The organism is Nitrospirillum bahiense, from assembly GCF_007828025.1.
GTDB classification, from domain to species: Bacteria; Pseudomonadota; Alphaproteobacteria; order Azospirillales; family Azospirillaceae; genus Nitrospirillum; species Nitrospirillum amazonense.
Window position 1 is genome coordinate 88,633 of record NZ_VITO01000020.1, and the last position, 21,516, is coordinate 110,148.

Annotated in this window: 17 protein-coding genes; 6 read left to right on the forward strand and 11 right to left on the reverse strand. The window is 67.4% G+C overall.

Annotation, left to right across the window (positions count from 1 at the left end; all coding sequences use genetic code 11):
- Positions 1–3: 3 nt before the first annotated feature.
- The gene (locus FBZ88_RS23625; RefSeq protein ID WP_145619550.1) at positions 4–552 is read left to right on the forward strand and encodes an inorganic diphosphatase; all 549 of its coding nucleotides are present in this window, start codon (positions 4–6) and stop codon (positions 550–552) included.
- Here the strand turns inward: FBZ88_RS23625 and FBZ88_RS23630 are convergent.
- From FBZ88_RS23630 to FBZ88_RS23645, 4 genes are all read right to left on the reverse strand, one after another.
- Positions 542–3,586 carry an efflux RND transporter permease subunit gene (locus FBZ88_RS23630; protein WP_145619551.1) on the reverse strand — a complete coding sequence of 1,015 codons (3,045 nt, stop codon included), beginning with the start codon at positions 3,584–3,586 and terminating at the stop codon, positions 542–544. The genes FBZ88_RS23625 and FBZ88_RS23630 overlap by 11 nt on opposite strands.
- Entirely contained in the window at positions 3,583–4,623 is a 1,041-nt protein-coding gene (locus FBZ88_RS23635) for an efflux RND transporter periplasmic adaptor subunit (RefSeq protein ID WP_145619552.1), read from the reverse strand. The genes FBZ88_RS23630 and FBZ88_RS23635 overlap by 4 nt, the downstream gene beginning before the upstream one ends.
- Positions 4,620–5,990 (reverse strand): TolC family protein, encoded by a 1,371-nt coding sequence (locus FBZ88_RS31415; RefSeq protein WP_186464579.1) that lies wholly within the window; start codon positions 5,988–5,990, stop codon positions 4,620–4,622. The genes FBZ88_RS23635 and FBZ88_RS31415 overlap by 4 nt, the downstream gene beginning before the upstream one ends.
- A gap of 155 nt (positions 5,991–6,145) precedes the next feature.
- Positions 6,146–7,159, reverse strand: a complete 1,014-nt coding sequence (locus FBZ88_RS23645; protein ID WP_145612487.1) for a YncE family protein — start codon at positions 7,157–7,159, stop codon at positions 6,146–6,148.
- Between the two features lie 164 nt (positions 7,160–7,323).
- Here FBZ88_RS23645 and FBZ88_RS23650 point away from each other — a divergent pair, with 164 nt between their 5' ends.
- Positions 7,324–8,004 carry a response regulator transcription factor gene (locus FBZ88_RS23650; RefSeq protein WP_145612486.1) on the forward strand — a complete coding sequence of 227 codons (681 nt, stop codon included), beginning with the start codon at positions 7,324–7,326 and terminating at the stop codon, positions 8,002–8,004.
- Entirely contained in the window at positions 7,991–9,382 is a 1,392-nt protein-coding gene (locus FBZ88_RS23655; RefSeq protein ID WP_145612485.1) for an ATP-binding protein, read from the forward strand. Before FBZ88_RS23650 ends, FBZ88_RS23655 begins: the two co-directional genes overlap by 14 nt.
- Here the strand turns inward: FBZ88_RS23655 and FBZ88_RS23660 are convergent.
- Positions 9,379–11,292 (reverse strand): AsmA family protein, encoded by a 1,914-nt coding sequence (locus FBZ88_RS23660; RefSeq protein WP_145612484.1) that lies wholly within the window; start codon positions 11,290–11,292, stop codon positions 9,379–9,381. The genes FBZ88_RS23655 and FBZ88_RS23660 overlap by 4 nt on opposite strands.
- Before the next feature lie 178 nt (positions 11,293–11,470).
- Between FBZ88_RS23660 and FBZ88_RS23665 the strand changes: the two genes are divergently transcribed.
- Together FBZ88_RS23665 and FBZ88_RS23670 are read left to right on the forward strand one after the other, a co-directional pair.
- Positions 11,471–12,220 (forward strand): creatininase family protein, encoded by a 750-nt coding sequence (locus FBZ88_RS23665; protein WP_145619554.1) that lies wholly within the window; start codon positions 11,471–11,473, stop codon positions 12,218–12,220.
- A 78-nt stretch (positions 12,221–12,298) separates the two neighbouring features.
- Positions 12,299–12,799 (forward strand): RidA family protein, encoded by a 501-nt coding sequence (locus FBZ88_RS23670; protein WP_145619555.1) that lies wholly within the window; start codon positions 12,299–12,301, stop codon positions 12,797–12,799.
- Positions 12,800–12,862: 63 nt separating this feature from the next.
- Here the strand turns inward: FBZ88_RS23670 and paoC are convergent, their stop codons facing one another.
- From paoC to FBZ88_RS23690, 4 genes are all read right to left on the reverse strand, one after another.
- Positions 12,863–15,058: an aldehyde oxidoreductase molybdenum-binding subunit PaoC gene (paoC, locus tag FBZ88_RS23675; protein ID WP_145612481.1), complete on the reverse strand. Its 2,196-nt coding sequence runs from the start codon at positions 15,056–15,058 to the stop codon at positions 12,863–12,865.
- 4 nt (positions 15,059–15,062) lie between these two features.
- The gene (locus FBZ88_RS23680) at positions 15,063–16,028 is read right to left on the reverse strand and encodes an FAD binding domain-containing protein (RefSeq protein WP_145612480.1); all 966 of its coding nucleotides are present in this window, start codon (positions 16,026–16,028) and stop codon (positions 15,063–15,065) included.
- A complete protein-coding gene (gene paoA / locus FBZ88_RS23685; protein ID WP_145612479.1) occupies positions 16,025–16,729 on the reverse strand; it encodes an aldehyde dehydrogenase iron-sulfur subunit PaoA in 705 nt (234 codons plus the stop codon). Before paoA ends, FBZ88_RS23680 begins: the two co-directional genes overlap by 4 nt.
- Before the next feature lie 340 nt (positions 16,730–17,069).
- Positions 17,070–17,762 (reverse strand): helix-turn-helix domain-containing protein, encoded by a 693-nt coding sequence (locus FBZ88_RS23690; RefSeq protein ID WP_145619556.1) that lies wholly within the window; start codon positions 17,760–17,762, stop codon positions 17,070–17,072.
- A 462-nt stretch (positions 17,763–18,224) separates the two neighbouring features.
- Between FBZ88_RS23690 and FBZ88_RS23695 the strand changes: the two genes are divergently transcribed.
- Positions 18,225–18,662 carry a hypothetical protein gene (locus tag FBZ88_RS23695; RefSeq protein ID WP_145612477.1) on the forward strand — a complete coding sequence of 146 codons (438 nt, stop codon included), beginning with the start codon at positions 18,225–18,227 and terminating at the stop codon, positions 18,660–18,662.
- Positions 18,663–18,686: 24 nt separating this feature from the next.
- On the opposite strand, the gene FBZ88_RS23700 is transcribed toward FBZ88_RS23695, so the two are convergent.
- Entirely contained in the window at positions 18,687–20,399 is a 1,713-nt protein-coding gene (locus tag FBZ88_RS23700; RefSeq protein WP_145619557.1) for a thiamine pyrophosphate-dependent enzyme, read from the reverse strand.
- Between the two features lie 27 nt (positions 20,400–20,426).
- Positions 20,427–21,410: a catalase family protein gene (locus tag FBZ88_RS23705; RefSeq protein WP_186464580.1), complete on the reverse strand. Its 984-nt coding sequence runs from the start codon at positions 21,408–21,410 to the stop codon at positions 20,427–20,429.
- Positions 21,411–21,516: the final 106 nt, after the last annotated feature.

Sequence of the window (21,516 nt, forward strand, 5' to 3'; positions counted from 1 at the left end):
ATCATGGACCAGGCCGCCCGCCCTGTTCCGGCCACAGACCACCTGCCCGCCTTCGATCCGGAAAGCGGCCTGGTCAACACGGTGCTGGAAACGCCCAAGGGCTGTCCCGGCAAGCTGAAGTATGAGCCTGGGCTGGGCTTGTTCACGCTCAGTTACCTGCTGCCCCCGGGCCAGGTCTTCCCCCATAATTTCGGCTTCATCCCAGGAACGGAAGGGCAGGACGGCGATCCCCTGGATCTGCTGTTGATATTGGACATGCCCCTGCCCACCGGCTTGCTGGTCCAGACGCGCCTGCTGGGCGTGATCATGGCGGAGCGGACGGACCAGAACGGCAAGACGGTGCGCAACGATCGCCTGCTGGGCGTGCCGGACCAGGCGCGCGAGCCCATCGCCGATGATCCCGTGCCTGTCCTGTCCCGCCAGTTGCTGGAGGACATCGAGGCCTTCTTCATCGACTACAACCGCCGGCGGGGCCGGCACTTCCGCCCCCTGGGCGTGGGCGACGCCGATGACGCCCGCGCCATCCTGGAGGCGGGCCTGGTCAAGTCGTGACACCACCGCGCACGGCGAGGCGGTACAGGCAGGGCATGACCAGCAGCACCAGCGGCAGTTGCACCGCCAGCCCGGACAGGATGGCGATGGCCAACGGCTGCTGCATGCCCGCCCCTTCGCCCAGGCCGAAGGCCAGCGGCAGCAGGGTCAGCATGGCGGCCAGCGTCGTCATGGCGATGGGACGAAAGCGGTTGCGCCCCGCCTGGGACAGCCGCTCCCCCAGCGGCATGCCCGCCGGCAGGCTCTCGAATTCCGAGAAGAAGAAGATCGCCACCTCTGTCACGATGCCGACGACCATGGTCATCCCCATCATGGCGGCGATGTTCAACTCCGTCCGTGTCAGCCACAGCCCCACGAACACCGCCCCCGCTGCCAGCAAGGGCATGACCAGGATGACCATGGCGGTGATGAAGCTTTCGTACAGGAACAGCAGCAGGACGAAGACGGCCGCCACGGCGGCGGCGAATACGGTCAGCAGGCCGCGGAAGGCGATGCGTTGCTGCTGATAAAGCCCGCCGAGTTCATAGCGCAAGGGCGCCTTCACCAGGTGCTGGCTGTCCAGCAGGGCGGTAACGTCAGCGGCGACGGAACCCATGTCGCGCCCTTCGATGCGGGCGGTGACGGCCACCATGCCTTGCAGGTTCTCTTGCCCGATCTCCGGCTCCCCGCTCACCGGCACCACCGCCGCCACCCGCTTCAAGGGAAACATATGGCCATCGGATGCGCGCAGGCGCAGGTTGGCCACGTCGGTGTCGGTGGTACGCACCGCCGCCGGCACCCAGACGCGCACGCCCACCTGCTTGGTGGCCAATGCCGTCTGAAGCGGCAGCTGCGTCGCCACGGCCCCCTGCAGGTAATCGGCCACCGCCGCGGTGACGCCGGCCACGTCCATGCCCTCCACCGCCGCCCGGGCGGCGTCCACCCGTATGTCCAAGGCGTCGCCCGCCGGGTTGACGCCGTCCTTGATATCGACCACGCCGTCCACCTTGGCCAAGGCTGCGGCCACGGCACGGGCCGTCGGTAGCACGGTGGCGGGATCGTCGCCGAAGATCTTGACCTCGATGGGCTGCGGCACGGCCGTCAGGTCGCCGATCAGATCCTCCATCTGCTGGGCGATCTCCACCTCCAGGCCCGGCACCTCGTGGGCAAGGCGGGTCCGCACCTCGGCGATGACCTCATCGATATCGCGGCGGCCGGTGGGCTTCAGGCGCACAAAATAATCACCGCGATTGGCCTCGTTCAACTCGCCGCCCAGACCGGCACCGATGCGCCAGGACCAGGTGGCGACATCGGGGGTATCGGCCAGGATGGCGTCGACTTGGTGCAGCAGGCGGGCGGTCTCGCTGATCGCCGTGCCGGGCGCGCTGCGGTAGTCCAGGACGAAACCGCCCTCATCCATGTCGGGCATGAAGCCGGAACCCACGGCGCGGTAAGCCAGGCCACCCAGCACGATCAAGGGCAGCAGGCAGGCCAGCGCCAACCACGGCCGGGCCAGCAGGCGCGCCGACAGGCGGCCGTAGCGGTCATCCACCCAAGCCTGCACCCTGCCAGCGCCGTGCGGCTTATGGATGTCCACCAGCCGTTCCACCGCCAGGGGCACCGCCAGCCAGGTGATGATGAAGGAAAAGGCCAGGCCGGAGGCCATGGTCAGCGACAGCGCCTGGAAAAAGGCGCCGGTGACGCCGTCCAGAAAGGCCAAGGGCACGAAGATGACCAGGGTGGCGGCGCTGGATCCGGCCAGGGGCCGTGTGAATTCCCGCGCGGCGGCCAACACGCTGCCGCCATCACCATGCCCTTCGCGCAGGCGGCGCACGATGTGTTCCACCATGACGATGGCGTCGTCGATGATCAGGCCCACCGCCGCCGCCATGCCGCCCAGGGTCATGATGTTGAAGCTGAGGTGCAGGACGCCCAGCAGCGCCACCGTGGCCGCCAGGGCCGCCGGCACCACCAGGGCGGCGATCAAGGTGATGCGCAGGTCGCGCAGGAACAGCCACAGCACCAAAGCAGCCAGCACGATGCCGATCAGCACGGCGTCGCGCACGCTGGCGGCGGAGGCCAGCACCAGCTGGCTCTGGTCGTACCAGTTGCTGACCGTGACGCCCTTGGGCAGGCTGGCGGCCGCCAAGCGGTCGCGTACAGCCGCCGCGATGCGCACGCTGTTGCCATCACGCTGCTGATAGACGTTCAGCAGCACGGCATCGCGGCCGCCGGCCGTCACCCGCGTCCATTGCGGCACGGTGCCGTCCACCACCTGGGCCACGTCGCCCACCGTCACGACGCCGCCGGCACCGCTGGACAGGACAACGTGACGCACGGCATCCAGGCCGCCCAGGCTGTTGTCCGACACCACCAGGAACAGCTTGTAATGATCCTCGATGCGGCCCACGGCCTGCACCAGGCTGGCATTGCCAACCGCCTTGACCACGTCCTCGAACCCCAGGCCATGGGCCAGCAGGCGGTCGGGATCGGCGATGACCTGGAACTCCTGCTCCGCCCCGCCGGCGACACCCACCTCGGCAACGCCCTCGATGCCGGCCAGCAGGGGACGCAGCTGGTACTGCGCCAAGTCCCGCAGCCGCGTGGACGACAGGGTATCGGAGGTCAGGCTGTAGGCGATGATGGGGAAGACCGTCGGTTCCATGCGCCGCACGGTGGCGGTGGAGCCCGCCGGCAGGGTGGGCAGCACCTGCCCCACCGCCGCGTTCACCTGCAGCTCCGCCGTGGTCATATCGGTGCCCCAGGCGAAGGTGATGGACAGTTCCGCACTGCCCCGGCTGGTGGTGGAGCGCACGTCCGTCACCCCGGGGACGCGGTGCACCGCCTGTTCCAGCGGCCGTGTGGCCAGCAGCAGCATCTGCGGCGCCGGCCGGTCGCCGGCATCCAGCGAGACGCGCACCCGGGGGAAGGTCACGGTGGGGAACAGGGTGACGGGCAGGCGAACCGCCATGATCAGGCCCGCCAGCACCGGCAGCGCCAGCAGGCACAACAGCGAGCGGCGATGGGCGGCCACCCAGGCGGTGAAGCCGGTCATCGGGCGGCCTCGACCTTGACGGCGGCGCCATCCTCCAGGCCGTAATTGCCCAGGACGATGACCGGCAGCTTGGGGTCCAGCTTGTCGCCGCTGACCTCCGTGCCGGCGGGGCCCTCCACGCCGGTCTCAACGCCCACACGCCGGGCCTTCGCCCCCGCCAATTGGAACAGGTAGGCGCCGTCCTCATCCGTCAGCACCGCCTGCCGGGGCACGACATAGCCGTCGTGCCGGTCGGTGGTGATGGCGATGCGGGCCGGGGTGCCGGGCAGCGCGCCGCCGCCCGCCTGCAGGATGACGGTCACGTCCACCCATCGAGTGGTCGGGTTCAGCATGCCGGCAATGCCGGCCACCGTGCCGGTGAGGGCAGTGCCGGCCCCCACCAGCGGCGTCACCGTTACTGGCTGGCCCACCTTCACCGTGGCGACCTCGGCCGGGTCCACACCCGCCACCACGCGCACACCCGCGCCCCGGCCCAGCCGCACCACGGGCGCCCCCGGCTGGATGCGGTCACCCAGCGCCACGGGGATGCTGTCGACATACCCATCGAAGGGGGCGGCCAGGGTTTCGGTGGTGTGATCGGTGCCCAGGCGCTGCTCCGCCTCCAGGGCGCTGCGCGCGTCCCGTTCGGCCTGCTCCGCCGCCGCCACCTGGGAATTGGTCGCGAGGTGCTGATCGCGCAGGGCGCGCGCCCGCTCAAGCTCCCCGGTGGCGAAGGTCAGGGCCGAGCGCGCCTTGGCATAGCCGGCGGCGGCCGTGGGGTCTGTCGCCAGGTCCACCAGGGGGGTGCCCTTGACAACCGGCTGGCCAGGCCGCACCAGCACGCGGGCCACCTGCCCTGCCCGCTGGAAGCTGACATTGACCAGGGCGTCGCTGTCCGGCGTCAGGGTGCCGTAACCGCCGACGGTGACGCTGACCGCCTGGCGGGCCAGGGGCGCGGCGCGCACGGTGACGACGGGGGCCGGCTCCTCGGCGGCATGGACGCCACCAGCCAGCAGGATCGCGGCCAGCAGCATGGCGCGCGGGGCGGACGTGGTCATGGGGTCGCTTTCTCGGTCGCGTCTGGGGCCGTGGCCTGGTTTTCCGGCACATCGCCGCCGATCAGGGTCATGAGGTCCACGCGCTGTTCCTGCACCGCCTGGTCCAGCTTCAGCGCCTCCAGCCGGCGGGACAGCAGGGCACCCTGCAGATCGGCGAAGGTGCGCTCCTCCAGGCTGCCGGCGCGGAAAGCGGCATCGGCGTCGGCCGCCGCCCGTTCCAGGGTGGCGATGCTGTCGGCCGTCGCCCGCGCCTGGGCCTCCAGCTGGTCCAGGGCCAGCAGGCCCTGGCCGACGCCGGCCACTGCGGCGTCCAGGCGCGCCTGATAGTCCTGGCGCAACTGCTCCCGTGTCGCGCGCTGCACGGCGATGGCGCCCTGGTTGCCATCGAACAGCGGCAGGCTGATGGACAGCGCCAGACTCTGCGTCTTGACGTTGGAGGTGTCGCGGGCGCGGTTGCTGCCGATGCTAAGGGCCGGGAACTGGCCCAGCACCGCCTGCCACACCGCCTGCTCCTGCGCCCGGTAGCCGGCCCTCAGCGCCAGCAGGTCGGGCCGGCGGCCGGCCAATTGGGGCAGATCGGCCCGGATGCGGTCGGCCGGCGGCAGGGGCAGGTCGCCGGCCGTCAGGGGCGCAAGGGCCAGGGTGGCAGCGGGCGTCAGGCCCAGCAGGGCGTTTAGGTCCATGCGGTTGCGCAAGGCCTGCTGCTCCAGGTCATGCAGCTGGGTTTCCACGCCGTTCAGCGCCGCCAGGTCGCTGACGACGTTGGGCAGGGTTTCGTCCCCCCGGCCCATGGCGGTGCTGGTGCGGCGATAGCGGTCGGCGAACAGGGCGCGATTGGCCTCCAGCACGGCGCGCTGGCGCTCGAAGGCATGGGCCCGCACCACCAGCAGCCGCGCCTGGGACACCACCTGCCATTCCTGCCACAGCAGGTCCAGCTCCGCCCCCCGCAGGGTGGCCGCCGCGGCGTCCTTGCGGGAGGATCGGGTGAGGAAAGGCATGACGTCCTGCATCAGGCCGAGGGTGAAGGCGTCCATCACCGCGGGGCCCGAGGTGAGGAAGCCGTAGTCGACCGACAGCTGCGGGTTGGGCAGCAGCCCCGCCGTGAACGCCTCCGCCACCGCCACGCCATGCTGGGCGCGGGCGGCCTTCAGCTCGGGATTGCGGGCCACGGCCACCATGGCCACCGCATCGACGTCCAGCGGACGGGCCGGATCGACGGCGTGGCGGCGCAGGGCCGGCAGGGGCATGGCCGCCGGGTCTACGGTGATGCCCGCCAGGCCCTGCGCCAGGTCGGGCGCATCAGCCAGGGGGGCCGGGCTGTAGCTGGCGCAGCCGGCCAAGCTGGACAGGGCCAGAAGGCCGCCCAAGCCCCTTGATTTCCATATGCGTGGGATCATGCGGCAGGTTCTGGAGGAAGAGGTCGCGAAATCATGGATGCACGACGCCAGAAGACGGGTCTACCCTCCATTGACTTTTCAGTTAGTCTTCGACACTCACGCATTTGTCATGAATGGCGACGCCTTCATTGGGCCGGTTCCAGCACCATCACATGGAAGCTGCCCGGCACCATGGACGGACGCCCCCCGGCCTTGGCAGCCTCGAAGGTTGCCGTCGGCAGATAGACACGGCCGGTCACAGGGTCCAAGGCGCCAGTGCGAGCGCCTTTCTCCGTCGGCACCATGGCGGTGACGGCGGGCACGCCCCGGGCATCCTGGCTCAACACCGTCAGCACGCCGTCATGGCCGCAAGGAATCAGGAAACGGTGGTTCCTGGCATCCAGGATGACCGCGTCGGCCCCCTGGCCTATGGACAGGCTGGCCAGGACATGGCCGTCGGCAGCATTCATGGCCACGGCCCGGCCGCTGGAACAGGCGGTGACCAGGATGCCCGTGGCCGGGTCCAAGGCAAGCCCGGTGGGACCGTCGCAATCCGCCAGCGGCCGTCGCGCCAGCACGGCATGGCCGGGCAGGTCGACCACCACCAGTTCGTTCCTGTCCTCCACGTTGACGTAGAGATGGCCCTGCGCGTCTACCGCGGCGAATTCCAGCGCACCACCCACGGCGATGTGGCCGACGACGGTGCGGGCGGCCGGATCGATCAGGGTGATGTCGCCCTGCTTGCCGTCCATCACCGCGACCAGCTTGCCGGCCCGGACCACGGCGTCCGGCTTGGTCCCGGTGGGCAGGCTGGCCAGGACGGCGCCGTCGGCCGTGTTGAACAGGGTGGCGGTGTTGCTGTCGCCGTTGGTGCTGACCGCCATGCCGCCGCCCAGCGGCAACACGCCGTGCACCCGCTGGCCCGGCACCAGGGTGGGCGTCAACCGACCACTGTCCAGGTCCAGCGCCAGCACGCCGTCGCCCCGGGCCACGTACAGCCGGCGGGCGTCGGCGTCCACGCTGGCGTAGTCCCACGGCCCATCGGGTGCGGCGATGCTGGCGCCCTTGCGGTAAGGCGCGTCGGCGGCACCGGCCGGCCCCACGGTGGCGAGGCCGGCGGACAGGAAGGCGATGGCGGCGAGGGAAAGGCGGCAGGGCATGATCGGGACGTCCAAGCGATGAAACCCCTGCTCAATAACCGCATCCTGGCCGGGGAAACGCTAACTTTTGCGTTAGGGCCGCGTCTGCCCTGGTGCCCCACCGCGGCAAGGCCGCTATCGTGCGCCGAGATGCCCTGAGAATGCCCTGCCAGAGTTGCCCACCCATGCCCAGGATATTGGTGATCGAGGATGAGGAGCGGACGGCGCGCGAGATCGTCGATGCGCTGAAAGCCGAAGGCTATGCCGTCGACCTTCGCGCCGACGGCCCCGCCGGCCTGGCGGCGGCGCGCAGCGGCCATTACGACGCCATCACCCTGGATCGCCTGCTGCCGGGCCTGGACGGGCTGACCTTGCTGGCCGACCTGCGGCGGGAGGGGGTGACCACGCCCGTGCTGGTGGTCAGCGCCTTGGATGGCGTGGACGACAAGGTGCGGGGACTGCGCGCCGGCGGCGACGACTATCTCACCAAGCCCTTCGCCCTGGCCGAGCTGGTGGCGCGGGTCATGGCCCTGGCCCGCCGCCGGGCGGACAAGCCGGCCGGCACCCTGCTGCAGGCGGGCCCCCTGGTCATGGACCTGATGAACCGGCGGGCCACGCGCGGGGCGCGGGACCTGGACCTGACACCGCGCGAGTTCCGCTTGCTGGAATATTTCGTCCGCAACGCGGAACAGACCTTGACCCGCAGCATGCTGTACCAGGCGGTGTGGGAATACAGCTTCGATCCCGGCACCAACGTCATCGACGTGCATATCGGCCGCCTGCGCCGCAAGGTGGATTGGGATAACGAGGACCCGATGATCCGCACCGTGCGCGGCGGGGGCTGGCGCCTGCATGCCCCGGATTGAACGGTTCCGCCTGGCGGACCTGCCCCGCACCACCGCCTTCCGCATGACCCTGCTGTTCGGCGTGCTGATGATCACCGCCGTGCTGCTGGTGCTGGGCTTCGTCTACTGGCGCACGGGCGTGTTCCTGACCCGCCGGCTGGACGACACCCTAGTGCGCGAGACGGAGGAGTTCCTGCGCACCTCGGTGCCGGAGCAATCCGCCCATATCGACAGCCTGGTGGACAGCGACGGCCGGGGGTATTGGAAGGCCCTGCTGCTGGCGCCCGACGGTCACGTCCTGGCCGGCAACCTGCCGGCGTTGCCGCCGGAATTGAAGGACGCCGACGGCAAGGTCCACGCCCTGCCCCACGGCGCCGGCCCGATGCCGGAGCACCATCACAAGGCACGCGGACTGGCACACCGCCTGCCGGACGGGGGCGTCCTGGTGCTGGCCCTGCGCACCGATGAGGTGCACGAGGTGCGCGAATTGATCCTGCGCGCCATGGCGGCCGGCCTGGTAGGCAGCGTCGGCCTGGCCCTGGCGGGCGGCTTGGCACTGAGCTTCGGCACCCTGCGCCGCATCGAGGCCATCCATCGCGCCAGCGCCACCATCATGGCAGGCGACCTGTCGCAGCGCCTGCCCACGCGCGGTTCCAGCGACGACTTCGACAAGCTGGCCGCCATCGTCAACGCCATGCTGGGCAAGATCGAGGGGCTGATCGGCGACGTGAAGGCGGCGGGCGACAACATCGCCCACGATCTGCGCACCCCCCTTACCCGCCTGCGCACCCGGCTGGAGGGTGCCCTGCGCCGGGGCGGCGATGTCGAGACCCATCGCGCCGCCATGGAAGACGCCATCAGCGACGCCGACCAGATCCTGGCGACCTTCCGCGCCCTGCTGCGCATCGCGGAGGTGGAGGACGGCCGCCGCCGCGCGGCCTTCGCCCCCGTCGACCCCGCGGCGCTGGCAACCGCCGCCGCCGAGCTGTATGAACCGCTGGCCACCGCCCAGGGCCTGGCCTTCACCGCCGACATCCACCCAGTCGGATCCGTCACCGGCGACGCCGACCTGCTGTTCGAGGCGCTGGGCAACCTGCTAGACAATGCCATCAAGTTCACAGCCATCAAGTATGGCGGGGCGGGCGGCGCCGTCAGCCTGACCCTGCGGCAGGAGACGGGACAGGTGCCGGAGCTCATGGTCCGCGACACCGGGCCCGGCATCACGCCCGAACAGCGGAACATGATGTTCCGCCGCTTCACCCGCGGCGACGACGCCCGCCATACGCCGGGCAACGGCCTGGGTCTCAGCCTGGTGGCCGCCGTGGTGCAACTGCACGGCTTCCACCTGGACGTCGAGGACGGCCAGCCGGGCTGCGTCATGCGGGTCAGGCTGGGCTAATCGGCGGCCAACAGTTGCCGCGTCAGGCCGTCGCAATCCACGTCGTCGGCGCCGCCGAAGTCGGGCAGCGGGATGGGGATCAGGCGGCCAATGGTGATGCGGGGGGAGCGGATCTTGCCCCTGACCACCACGGGGGCGTGCAGGTCCAGAAGGTCGAACTTCTTGGTGTCGGCCGTGACCTCGGTATCCACCTCCTGGGTCTTCAACCGAACCTCGCCGTTGACGTGGACAACCGATTTGCGGGTGTCCATCAGGGTGCGGTCGAAAGCCACCTGGCCATGGTTGAAATTCAGGCGGCCCAGGGCGCAGCGAATGGGGATCTGGTCGTCGCCGGTAATGTACAGCACCAGGGCATCGGCGATCTGCAAGCCGGCCAGGCTGACCATCAGGGAACTGATGGTACCACCGGACATGGTGACGACGACGTTGCCTGTGGCCGAGCCCATGACCTCTGCCAAGGAATGGCCATTCCCCACCAGTTGCACGCGGCCCCTCAGCTTGCCCGTGGTGGTGTCGAAATAGTCCGACCCGCGGAAGAAGGTCTTCAGGTCCACGTCCTGGTAGGTCAGATTGGCGCGGGCCTGCGGGTTTTCGGTGCGGGCGTCCAGCGCCAGGGTGCCGGCCAGGGTGCCGCCGGCCACGCTCATGCGCAACGGGTCTACCATCGCCTGCCCGTCCCGGACGCGCACACGGAAGTTCAGCGTCTGCACCGGCAGGTAGTCCGGCGCCACCACGTGGCGGGCGTCCAGGCTGACATCCATGTTCATAGCGCGCAGCCGTTCCATTTTCAGCGGTACGTTGGGGAACAGGTCCCCCGTCGCCTCCAGCTGGGCCTGGGTCTTCTTCTGCTCCGCCGAGAGGTTGCCCTTGGCGCCGGGCGTGGCGCCCACCAGGGGGGCCAAGTCGGCGAAGGCCAGGTGGTCGGATGTGAGATGCGCCGTGAGGAAAGAGGGCTTGGCATGGTGGTCGATGGCGATGTCCCCGGCCAGGTCGCTGTCGCCCGCATGCCAGGCCATGTCCACCACCCGCCAGACGCCGGGCTCATGCGTCAGCTTGCCAGTGATGCGGTACGGCGGCGTGGGCGGGCCCGGAATGCCCAGCAGGGGAAAGATGTCCGAGAGGTTGGGGCCGGACAGCGCCACCTGCACATTGGATCCTGTGAATTGGAAGGGATCCTCCAAAGTGCCGTTCACCGTCAGCTTGGTGGCCCCGTAATCAACCTTCAGGTCCACGGGATAAGGCTGGTCCGTGTCGCGCAGCATGAGGACGCTGCCGCCGACGAAGTGCACGGTCAGGGGCTGGTTCTCGATGCTGCCCTTCAGATCCAGTTCGGCCTTGGGTTCGGCTGGGGCCTGGCCGGTGGCCGTCTGCACCGTGCCGTCCAGGTTCAGCTTGCGCTTGGCGTCGCGATAGCTGACGCGGCCGTCGTCGATCTCCAGCCGGCCGATCAACGGCACCTCATCCCGGCTCTCGGGCTTCAGCTGATTCACGGTGCCACTGGCCACCGGACTTTCCGCCGGGCTCCAGTTCCATTGTTCCTGGTCGTTCTTTTCCAGCGCCACCACCGGCTGGCGCAGGATCAACTGGGGGAACACCAGGTCGCGGTGCAGCAGCAGGGGTTTGAGCTCGATATCCAGCTCGATCTGCTTGGCCGTGAACAGGTGCGGCGCCTGGCCCCAGTCGGTGTTGGAGACCTGCACGTCGTCCAGCAGGATGTGGGTGACCCAGCCCCAATGAACGGAGATCTTGCCGATCTTGGTCTTGCGCCCGGAAAAAGCATCGGCCCGGTTTTCCAGCTGGGCGCGCACATAGTCGGACGTGACGAAGAAATAGACCCCCGTTCCGGCCAGCAGCACCAGTACCACCAGCACACCCAGGGACCAGCCGATTATCTTGAATGCCCGTCGCATGGCGCAAATCCGTAAAGCAGGTTCCGTCCGGCAAGCCCCCTCCAGCACGCCCGGCGTTCATCCCCCATCCCCTGCCAACCGCCAAGGTGGTGCCGCGGTTCCCTCGGGCGCTTTTGGGGTGCCTTTGCCGGCGGCCCCTCCTATGGTGGCGGCCAATAAGGCTTTGAGGAACGAACCCATGCTGTTGCACCTGTCCACCTGGTCGGAGACCGAGCGCCACCTGGAACGCTCCAAGACCATTGTCATTCCCATCGGCTCCAACGAGCAGCATGGCCCCACCGGCCTGCTGGGCACGGACTGGCTGTGTCCCGAGATCATCGCGCATGAGGCGCACAAGGGCGGCGCCGACATCCTGGTGGGCCCCACCTTCAACATCGGCATGGCCCAGCACCATCTGGGCTTCCCCGGCACCATCAGCCTGCGCCCCTCCACCTTCATGGCGGCGATCGGCGACTGGGTCCGGTCCCTGGCCGTCCACGGTTTCGAGCGGATCTATTTCCTGAACGGCCATGGCGGCAACGTCGCCACCATCGAGGCCGCCTTCTCCGAATTGTATGCCGAGGCCAGCTTCGCCAAGCGCCGCGCCGGCTTCGCCCTAAAGCTGCGCAACTGGTGGGATCTGCCGGGCGTCAACGCCCTGGCTCAGCAGCTGTTCCCCGCCGGCCACGGCAGCCACGCCACCCCGTCGGAAATCGCGGTGACGCAATGGGCGTATCCGGACGCCATCAAGACGGCCGAGTACACGCCCAAGATCGCCGGCTCCGGCCCCATCCGGGAGGCGCTGGACTTCCGCGCCCGGCATCCGGACGGCCGCATGGGCTCCGATCCCGCGCTGGCCACGCCGGAAAAGGGTGGCCAACTGGTGCGACTGGCGGTGACTGGCCTGGTGGCCGAGGTCGCAGCCTTCGGCAACGAGCCCGCCGTCTAAACGTCAAGAGGGCCTTGCGACGTCGCAAGGCCCCGCCCCGGCCCGGCTTAGCCAACACTCGGAAGGAGATTCAAGAAGATGCGCCTGTCCGTCCTGCTGCCCGCCCTGGTCCTGCTGGCCGCCACGCCCGCTTTGGCCGAAACCGGCATTGTCCGCACGCAAGGCCCCAACGCCGACAGCCCCATCGCCGCCGCCGTCACAGTGCCCGCCGGGGCGGAGACGGTGTACCTCAGCGGCACGCTGGCCTCCGTCATCGATCCCAATGCCCCCAAGGGGAGCGTCCAGGCCTATGGCGACACCCAGGCGCAGGCGCTGAGCGTGCTGGGCAAGCTGAAGGCCACGCTGGAAGGCCTGGGCTATGGCATGGGCGACGTGGTGCAGGCGCACGTCTTCCTGGCGGGCGACCCCAATAAGGGCGGCGACATCGACTTCGCCGGCCTGCAGGCCGCCTGGACGCAGTACTTCGGCACGGTGGCCCAGCCCAACAAGCCGGCACGCAGCACGGTGAAGGTGGCGGCCCTGGTGCTGCCCGGCGCCCTGGTGGAAATCGAGGTGACCGCCGCCAAGGTGAAGCACTGACCCAGCCTTATTATGGTGCCGTGTCGTCCACCCAACAGGCCCGGGGTGGACGGGGCGCTTTCCTCAGGTCATTTCCGGCAGATGGTCCAGGATCTTGTCCAGGGTGATGGGATAGTCGCGCACGCGCACGCCGGTGGCGTTGTAGACGGCGTTGGCCACCGCCGCCCCCACGCCGCAGATCCCCAGCTCGCCCACCCCCTTGGCCTTCATGGGGGAGGAGATGGGATCGACCTCGTCCAGGAAGACCACCTCCTGGTGCGGGATGTCGGCGTGCACCGGTACCTCGTATCCCGCCAGGTCATGGTTGACGAAGAAGCCCCGGCGCTTGTCCACCGCCAGTTCCTCCATCAGGGCCGCCCCCGCCCCCATGGTCATGGCGCCGATGACCTGGCTGCGGGCCGACTTGGGGTTCAGAATGCGTCCGGCGGCACAGACCGCCAGCATGCGGCGCAGCCGGATCTCACCCGTGGCGCCGTCCACCGCCACCTCCACGAAATGGCCGGCGAAGGTGGATTGCTGGTACTTCTTGTCCAGGTCGCCATATTCGATCAGGTCTTCCACCACCAGTTCCCCATCCTTGGCCGCCTGGGCCAGCGGCACGGTGTGCCCGCCGGATGAGACATGGCCGTCGGCGAATTGTGGCTCGGCGGCGTTGAAGCCCAGCTTGCGCGCCACGGCCTGGCGCAGCTTCATACAGGCGGCATAGACGCCCGCCGTCGAGTTGTTGGCGCCCCACTGCCCGCCGGAGCCACAGGAGACGGGGAAGCTGCTGTCGCCTAAGCGCACCGCTACCCTGTCCAGCGGCACGCCCATGGTTTCCGCCGCCGTCTGGGCGATGATGGTGTAGGTGCCGGTGCCGATGTCGGTCATGTCCGTTTCCACCGTCACCATGCCCTGGCCATCCAGCCGCACGCGGGCGGCGGATTTGGTCACCAGGTTGTTGCGGAAGCCCGCCGCCACGCCCACGCCCACCAGCCAGCGGCCCTCGCGCACGCTGGCGGGCTTTGGGCTGCGCTTGGCCCAGCCGAAGCGCTCCGCCCCCTGGCGCAGGCATTCCGCCAGCTGGCGTTGCGAGTAGGGGCGGCCTGGCTTTTCCGGATCCTCTTGCGTGTCGTTCAGGATGCGGAACTGGATGGGATCCATACCCAGCTTTTCCGCCATTTCATCCATGGCGATCTCCAGGGCCATCAAGCCCGGAGCCTCCCCCGGGGCCCGCATGGCGTTGCCCTCCGGAAGGTCCAGCACGGCCAGACGCATGGCGGTCAGGCGGTTGGCCCCGGCGTAAAGCAGGCGGGTCTGCTGCACCGCCGTCTCCGGCTTGCCACCGGGCAGATCGCCGGACCAGCTTTCATGGCCGATGGCGGTGATCCTGCCCTCACGCGTGGTGCCGATGCGGATACGCTGGATGGTGGCCGGACGATGGGTGGTGTTGTTGAACATCAGGGGCCGGGTCAGCGCCACCTTCACCGGCCGGCCCGCCGCCTTCGCGCCCAGGGCCGCCATCAGCGCGTCACTGCGCACGAACAGCTTGCCACCGAAGCCGCCACCGATGTAGGGCGAGATCAGGCGGATATTTTCCTCCGGCATGTTAAGGGTTTGCGAGACGTCCTTGACGCCCCAGTTGATCATCTGATTGGCGGTCCACAGGGTCAGCTTGTCGCCATTCCAGGCAGCGATGGTGGCGTGCGGCTCCATCATCGCGTGGCCTTGATCGGGCGTCGTGTACGTGGCGTCCAGCTGCACCGGCGCCGCGGCGTAGGCGCCGTTGAAATCGCCCACCGTGCTGTCCGGTTCGCCCTTGGCCACCGTCGCGCCACTCCGGGCAGCCGCCAGGTCATAGGCCCCGGCCTCCGCCTGATAGTCCACCTTGATCAGGCTGGCGGCGTCGCGCGCCTGCTCGAACGTCTCGGCCACCACCAGGGCCACCGCCTGGTGGTAGTGCTGGATTTCCGGCCCGCCCAGGAGGGCGGCGGTATTCCACTTGCCCTTGCCCAGCGCGCCCGCGTTTTCCGCCGTCACGACGGCAATGACGCCGGGGGCGGCCTTGGCAGCGGCGACGTCCATGCGGCTGATGCGGCCCTTGGCGATGGCGGATCCCAGGATGAACCCGTAGGCCTGGTTGGCCACCACGTCATGCCGCTCATAGGCATAGGGGGCCGTGCCGGTTGTCTTCAGCGGCCCGTCGATGCGGTCGGTGGCCTTCCCCACCACCTTCAGCTGGTCGATGGGGTTGGTGGCGGCGGGTGTGTCGAACTTCATGGCCTCACCCCCTCGCCTCGGTCAGGACGGCGGCCAACGTGCGCTCGGCCAACTTGATCTTGAACCGGTTGTCGGCCGTCGGACGCGCATCGGCCAGCAGGCCGGCAGTGACCGCCTTGGCGCCTTGCTTCATGTGCGCCTCCGCCGCCTCCACCCGCCAGGGCTTGGGCGCCACGCCGCCCAGCGCCACCCGGCCCCATGCGATCCCGTTGGTGTCGCCGGGCTGCATGATGGCGGCGACGGAAACCAGCGCGAAGGCGTAGGAGGCGCGGTCGCGCACCTTGTGATACAGCTGCACGCCGCCCACCGGCTTGGGCAAGGTCACGGCCGTGATCAGTTCCCCTTGCTCCAGCGTCGTTTCCACATGCGGCGTATCGCCGGGCAAGCGGTGCAAGTCCGCAATGGGGATTGCGCGGAAAGCACCGCCGGGCCGCACCGTTTCCACGGTCGCGTCCAGCACCCGCATGGCCACGGCCATGTCGCTGGGGTGGGTGGCGATGCAAGCCTCGCTGGTGCCGACGATCCCCAGTTGGCGGCTGACACCGCCGATGGCGGAACAGCCGCTGCCGGGCTGGCGCTTGTTGCAGGGCTGGTTGGGGTCATAGAAGTAGGGGCAGCGGGTCCGTTGCAGCAGGTTGCCGGCGGTGGTGGCGACGTTGCGCAATTGGCCCGAGGCGCCGGCCACCAGGGCCCGGCTTAGCACGCCATAGTGCCGGCGCACCCGCATGTCGGCAGCCAGGTCGGTGTTGCGCACCAGGGCCCCGATGCGCAGGCCGCCGTCCGGCGTATCCTCGATCTTGTCCAGGCCCAGGCCGTTCAAGTCGATCAGATGGGCCGGCGTCTCGATCTGCAGCTTCATCAGGTCCAGAAGATTGGTGCCGCCGGCGATGAAGCGGGCGCCCGGTATGCTGGCCGCCTTGGCCGCGGCATCGGCCGGGGACGTGGCGCGCTCATAGGTGAAGGGCTTCATGCCGGATCCCTCCCGTTCTGTTGGCCCGCCGTCCTTTGGCCCGCCACGTCGGTCATGGCGTCCAGAATGTTGGAATAGGCGCCGCAACGGCAGATGTTGCCGCTCATGCGTTCCCGCATCTCGGCATGGGTGGGCTGGGGGGCGTCCGTCAGGCTGGCGGTGACGTGACTTGGAATGCCGGCCTTGATCTCATCCAGCACGGCGACGGCGGAGCAGATTTGGCCCGGCGTGCAGTAACCGCACTGATACCCGTCATGCTTCACGAAAGCGGCCTGCATGGGGTGCAGCCTGGCCGGCGTGCCCAGCCCTTCCACCGTCGTGACGCTGCCGCCCTCATGCATGATGGCCAGGGTCAGGCAGGAATTGATGCGCCGGCCATCGACGATGACGGTACAAGCGCCGCATTGGCCATGGTCGCACCCTTTCTTGGTGCCGGTCAGGTGCAGATGCTCCCGTAGCGCGTCGAGCAGGGTGGTGCGGGTGTCCACCTCCAGCGTCTGCGCCGTGCCGTTCACGGTAAGGGACACGCGATTCATTACAGGATTCATGACGGGCGCCGGACCGGGATGGGGGGCCGGCGGCGCATCGCCGTCAGCCGGCATAGCCTGGCCGTGCCGCGGCGTCGCCGTCAAGGCGGCGGACGCCGCCGCCCCCAGCAGCAATCCACGCCGGCTGACGTCGGCGTTTCCATGATGTCGCATATCGTCCCCTCCGCCACCGCCCAACCGCAAACACGTCACTGCTCCACAGCTCACCGCAAAGGTGTCGCCTCACGTGCCACCCTTCCCGCAGGTAGTTGTCCACGAAGGTGACAAAGGCCCTTGCCTTGCCGCTGGGCATACGCCCCGGGGGATAAACCGCAGACACGATGATGGACGGCAAGGCCCAGTCATCCAGGGCTGAAACCACCGCCGCGGATTTCAGTTCCGCCGTGAATGCAAATTCGAAAGCGCTGGCCGGCCCCCATGACGGCGATCACGGCCGGTCGTGTGGCCGACATCGAACCAGACCACCGGCGCCGGCTGGCGCCGGAGCATCTGCTTACGTCGGGCGGCAGATCGACCCAGCCGCTTCCGATGTCGCTACGTCCCCAGGGATATCAGGCTGGTCAGGCGTTGGCCCTTGAGGGGGCCCTTGAGGGGGCCCTTGGGGGCGCGACGCGATTGGGGGGCGCTCTCTGAATCGGCCCGCGCGCTCACGGCGTTCACGCCGCCAAGCCGCCGGACTCTGTCCTGTCGCTCCGCGAAAGCGGTTGGTGAAGTGAGACTGGTCGGAAAATCCGCAAGCAACGGCGATCTCGCTGAGCGGCGCATCGCTGGTCAACATCATCCGCTGGGCCAGCGCCAAGCGCCGCCGTGTAATGAAGCTATACGGCGTCTCGCCCATCGTACGCTTGAATGCCCTGCAGAAGTGCGACGCACTTCTGCGAGCGACCTCACCGAGCTTCTTGACGGAGATATGTTCCGACAGATGCTCCTCCATGTAAGCGGTGACCCGGCGGACCTGCCAAGGCGCAAGCCCGCCGCCATCCATGCCATGCATGACGGAGGTTCTTTCCAGTTCAACTTTTAGAATATCAGACGCCCTGTTAATCGCGCGCTTGGCGGATTCCGGGTCCCAATCCACGTCGCCTTCGGCACGCTCCAACAGCTCAAGCAAGCTATGAACAAGGGCCTCTTCCCCGAGCCCGTTCAGTGGCGTAGCGGGAACAACGGCGGCGGTCAGCTGAGTCATCTTTCCAGTCCCGTCGGAATTACGTCGGGATGATGCATTGTTCGCTCTCGCAAACGCTTGTTTGGCGTTGCGAGAAATTATTGCGAATTTGTAAGTCCGATTAAGCAAAGTGGTGCAAATTGACGCACTGAGTTTCAAGAAGAGAGATTTTCCAGGACTTAGACTCGCCGCGACGTCATAGTCCGGGAATCAATCATGCCTCTCGCTTCAGACGTCTTCCGATCCTACGGGGGTAAAGGACGTTGGAACCGACTGACAGCCTTTTCCGCCCATGTCTCGATCGGCGGCCCATTATTGGGGCCCGGCTCTGCGTCCCCCTCCGGTGGCCGTCCGTTGTCGCGGGAATTCGCCATTGAAGGAGACCCCCGCAGTCCAAGCCTGAAATTATTCGGCTCTACCGACGCGGACCGCTATTTCCTATACCGCCCCAACCGGCTCGAGATCCGGAGCAGGAGGGACGCTTTGATCACTGGCGTGGACTACCCGGACGCCACTCTGGCAGGAAGTGCCAACGGTCGCCCCCTCGACGAGATCGAGAGGTTGTTCCTTATTGGAAACGTTTTATGGAACGCCATCGCCGGCCCTTTCGCCGGGCTTCTCCCTGGCGCGAGAACCGTCGCCACCGGCGTGGGGCAATTGGATATTCACTTGCCTCATCGCGCCGATCCATTGTGCCCCCATCGACGGCTGCTGATCGCCGACGATGGAATTGCCCACCGCTGCGACTATCAGATGCGGCATGTCCACCCCGGTGTTCTGGCGGACATTCTATCGGCCCATGCCTCTTTCAATGGAATTCTCATTGCCACCCTTCGGCGGGCCCGCGCCATCGAAGCGGATGGACGCCTTGGCACGAATTCCCTGTTAGACGTTGAGATTTTTGACGTGCGCTTTCAATGAAAGCGCACGTCGATCACCCAAAAATCAGAGAAAGTTCTCCTGGATCATCTCAATGACGTCCTGGCTCTGCCCATCCAGAATGGCCCGGGCGGAATAGAGCGCCATGCCATATGCCGGACCGAACTCGATGACCGGCGGCATCACCAACGTCATGCTTTCCACCTTGACGTTGAGCAATGCGGGTCCGGGATGGGCGAGCCATGAACCGACCGCCTCCTCCAGCTCATCGGCGCGGGAAACGGTTCGTCCCCACAATCCCATCGCCTCGGCCACCTTCCCGAAATCCGGGTTGTGCAGGTGGGTATAAAGCGGCAGCAGGCCTTCCGACTTCTGCTCAATGTCAATGAAGCCTAGCTTGCCGTTATCGTAGACGGCGATCTTGATTGGCAGTTTTTCCTGGACCGCCGTCAGCAAATCGCCGAACAGCATGGCGATCCCGCCATCTCCGGACAGGGCTATGACCTGCCGGTCGGGCGCCGCCTTCTGCAAGCCCAGGGCGGTGGGCATCGCCGATGCCATCGTGCCGTGCAGCAGACTTCCAAAGAAGCGGCGCTGTGCCGTTGCGGTAAAATAGCGGTGCATCCAGACGGTCGGCGTGCCGTCGTCACCGGTTACGAGCGCGTCTTCGGCCGCCATGCGGTCGATGACTTCCGTGAGATGAATGCCCGAAATACTGTCACGCCGCTTAGGCGCCGCCTTGGCCACGTGTGACGCGATCACCTCATGGTAACGCTTCACCAGGCGATCGAGGAAATGCGTGTCCGTCTTCTCCTGGACCCTGGGAATTAGCGCCTCGACGGTTGCCTTGATGTCGCCGGTCAAGCCGAGGGCAATAGGATGACGGCGGCCGAGATGCGTCGGATCAAGGTCGATTTGAACGATGCGCGCATGCTTGGGGTAAAATTGGCGCCAGGCGAAATCCGCCCCCAGCAGCAGTAGCGTGTCGCAGTCATGAAGCGCCTGATAGCCCGCTTCAGTCCCAATGATTCCCGTCATGCCGACGTTGTAGGGATTGTCGTAAGCCAGCGCGTCCTTGCCCCGCGACGTATGAGCGATCGGCGCCTTGAGAATTCCAGCGAGGCGGACGATCGCATCATGCGCATCACGGCAGCCCGACCCGCCGTAGATCGCCACCTTCTGCCCGCTATTGAGGAAGGCGGCGGCACGATCAAGATCGGCGTCGATCGGGCGGACCAGCGGATCGCTGGTATGGACGGCATAGGGCACATCGTCATGCGCATCGGAATGCGAGATATCGACCGGCACGATCAAGACTGCGACGCCCCGCTTGGCCAAGGCGGCCTGACAGGCCATGACGGTCTTGCGCCTGGCCTGGTTGGGCGTGAGAATCATGTCACAATATACGCTGCAACTGCCGTAAATGGCCTTGAAGTCGACTTCCTGAGGAAAGTCGAACCCCAACTCGTCGCGGACGACCTGGGTGGCGATGACGATGAGCGGGGCCCGGTTGCGGTTGGCCTCCACCACCCCGTTGATAAAGTGGAGGCTACCGGGGCCGCAGCTGCCGGCGATGGCGGTGAGCCTGCCCGTCACCAGCGCTTCGCCCTGCGCCGCGAAGGCACCGGCCTCCTCATGGCGCATGTGAATCCAACTGATCGAGCTGGTGGAGATATTGTGCGCGATCAGATTGAGAGTATCGCCGACGACGCCATAGCAGTTCTTGACGCCTGCCTGCTCCAGGGTTTCGACGATGATCTGGGCTACTTTCTTGCTCATTCCAGGAATACTCCTCTGCAGAAGAAGTCACTTGCGCCACAGTGCGGCGCTGGCGCTATAAACCGCACCGCGGGCACGATTAAGATTTCCAAGCGGCCGGAAGCCTTCGGGCGCGTTCCATGGATTAAAGGCCAGGCCATCCACCCTGGCGGCCGCCTCCGCATCGATGCTTGGGCGTCCAGGTATCACGAGGGTGGCGATGTCGATGGATGGCGTGACGGCCTCACGCCATTCGACGGCGCCGTCCTCTATTGGTGTGCGTTCTTCATCGACGAAGGATTGCAGCGCCAATTTAAAGTTCACTGGCCCCTGGGCCAGGCGCGCCGAGAAGTCGGCATTGAGGTCGTCAGGCTCCACTTCAGCGGGCTTGGCGTCGTCATCGGACCAGGGCCGCAGGTTGAAGCGAACCGGGCCCGCCTCCCCCCAAAGATAGGCGCCGCGGCTCCAGAACCGTTCGCGGGCGAGCCCGGGTGATTTGCGGGCGCCTTGCTGGATATTTTCCAGCATTCGCCTCGTTTCAGCCGCCCCGAAATGCTCGACCAGCCGCTCCGGCAACGTGGCCCTGTCGCCGCTTGAGGCGATCATGGCGAACTCGACGAACTGGCGCGCGTTGCGGGCGTGCGACACGGGGAAGCTCGTCATGAGCAGATCGTGGAAGCCGCCGCCAGGGATCGCGACACGAAGCGCCACCCCCCTGAGATCCGGCGATGCGTCAGGCAGGTGTGCCGCGCTGGCATTGGAGAAGCGGACGGTCGCCCCGAATTCCTTGCCCGCCTGGACATAGCCCTGGCAGAAACGGGCGGGCGCGTCGTCATCGATCAGCAGACGGGCATCCTCGATCCCGGCTGTCTGCTTCGCATGGAGCGTTCTTTGGGGGTGGCTCCATCCGAACTTTCGCCGGGTCGCTTCCTGGATTGACTGGAAGACTTCAGCGAAGCGCTGAAAGCTTTCCTTTTCCGCCTCAATCGACCCGCCGTCGAAAACCTCACGCCAGCGTTCTGTATCGGTCATCGCAAATCCCCTGATGGTGCGCCGGCCGCATGCTGGCGACATCGTGCCCAAATGGATTGCAGCCCAATGCCATGCTTTGAGAGTTATTGTTGCTGGCGGCGGCGCA

Excerpts from the sequence above, each read along its gene's own strand:
- FBZ88_RS23635 (WP_145619552.1), bottom strand. The coding sequence starts at position 4,623 with ATGACCACGTCCGCCCCGCGCGCCATGCTGCTGGCCGCGATCCTGCTG.
- paoC (WP_145612481.1), bottom strand. The coding sequence starts at position 15,058 with ATGAAGTTCGACACACCCGCCGCCACCAACCCCATCGACCAGCTGAAG.
- FBZ88_RS23645 (WP_145612487.1), bottom strand. The coding sequence starts at position 7,159 with ATGCCCTGCCGCCTTTCCCTCGCCGCCATCGCCTTCCTGTCCGCCGGC.
- FBZ88_RS23690 (WP_145619556.1), bottom strand. The coding sequence starts at position 17,762 with ATGACTCAGCTGACCGCCGCCGTTGTTCCCGCTACGCCACTGAACGGG.
- FBZ88_RS23670 (WP_145619555.1), top strand. The coding sequence starts at position 12,299 with ATGCGCCTGTCCGTCCTGCTGCCCGCCCTGGTCCTGCTGGCCGCCACG.
- FBZ88_RS23680 (WP_145612480.1), bottom strand. The coding sequence starts at position 16,028 with ATGAAGCCCTTCACCTATGAGCGCGCCACGTCCCCGGCCGATGCCGCG.
- FBZ88_RS23665 (WP_145619554.1), top strand. The coding sequence starts at position 11,471 with ATGCTGTTGCACCTGTCCACCTGGTCGGAGACCGAGCGCCACCTGGAA.
- FBZ88_RS23700 (WP_145619557.1), bottom strand. The coding sequence starts at position 20,399 with ATGAGCAAGAAAGTAGCCCAGATCATCGTCGAAACCCTGGAGCAGGCA.
- FBZ88_RS23660 (WP_145612484.1), bottom strand. The coding sequence starts at position 11,292 with ATGCGACGGGCATTCAAGATAATCGGCTGGTCCCTGGGTGTGCTGGTG.
- FBZ88_RS23650 (WP_145612486.1), top strand. The coding sequence starts at position 7,324 with ATGCCCAGGATATTGGTGATCGAGGATGAGGAGCGGACGGCGCGCGAG.
- FBZ88_RS23625 (WP_145619550.1), top strand. The coding sequence starts at position 4 with ATGGACCAGGCCGCCCGCCCTGTTCCGGCCACAGACCACCTGCCCGCC.
- FBZ88_RS23630 (WP_145619551.1), bottom strand. The coding sequence starts at position 3,586 with ATGACCGGCTTCACCGCCTGGGTGGCCGCCCATCGCCGCTCGCTGTTG.
- paoA (WP_145612479.1), bottom strand. The coding sequence starts at position 16,729 with ATGCGACATCATGGAAACGCCGACGTCAGCCGGCGTGGATTGCTGCTG.
- FBZ88_RS23705 (WP_186464580.1), bottom strand. The coding sequence starts at position 21,410 with ATGACCGATACAGAACGCTGGCGTGAGGTTTTCGACGGCGGGTCGATT.
- FBZ88_RS23655 (WP_145612485.1), top strand. The coding sequence starts at position 7,991 with ATGCCCCGGATTGAACGGTTCCGCCTGGCGGACCTGCCCCGCACCACC.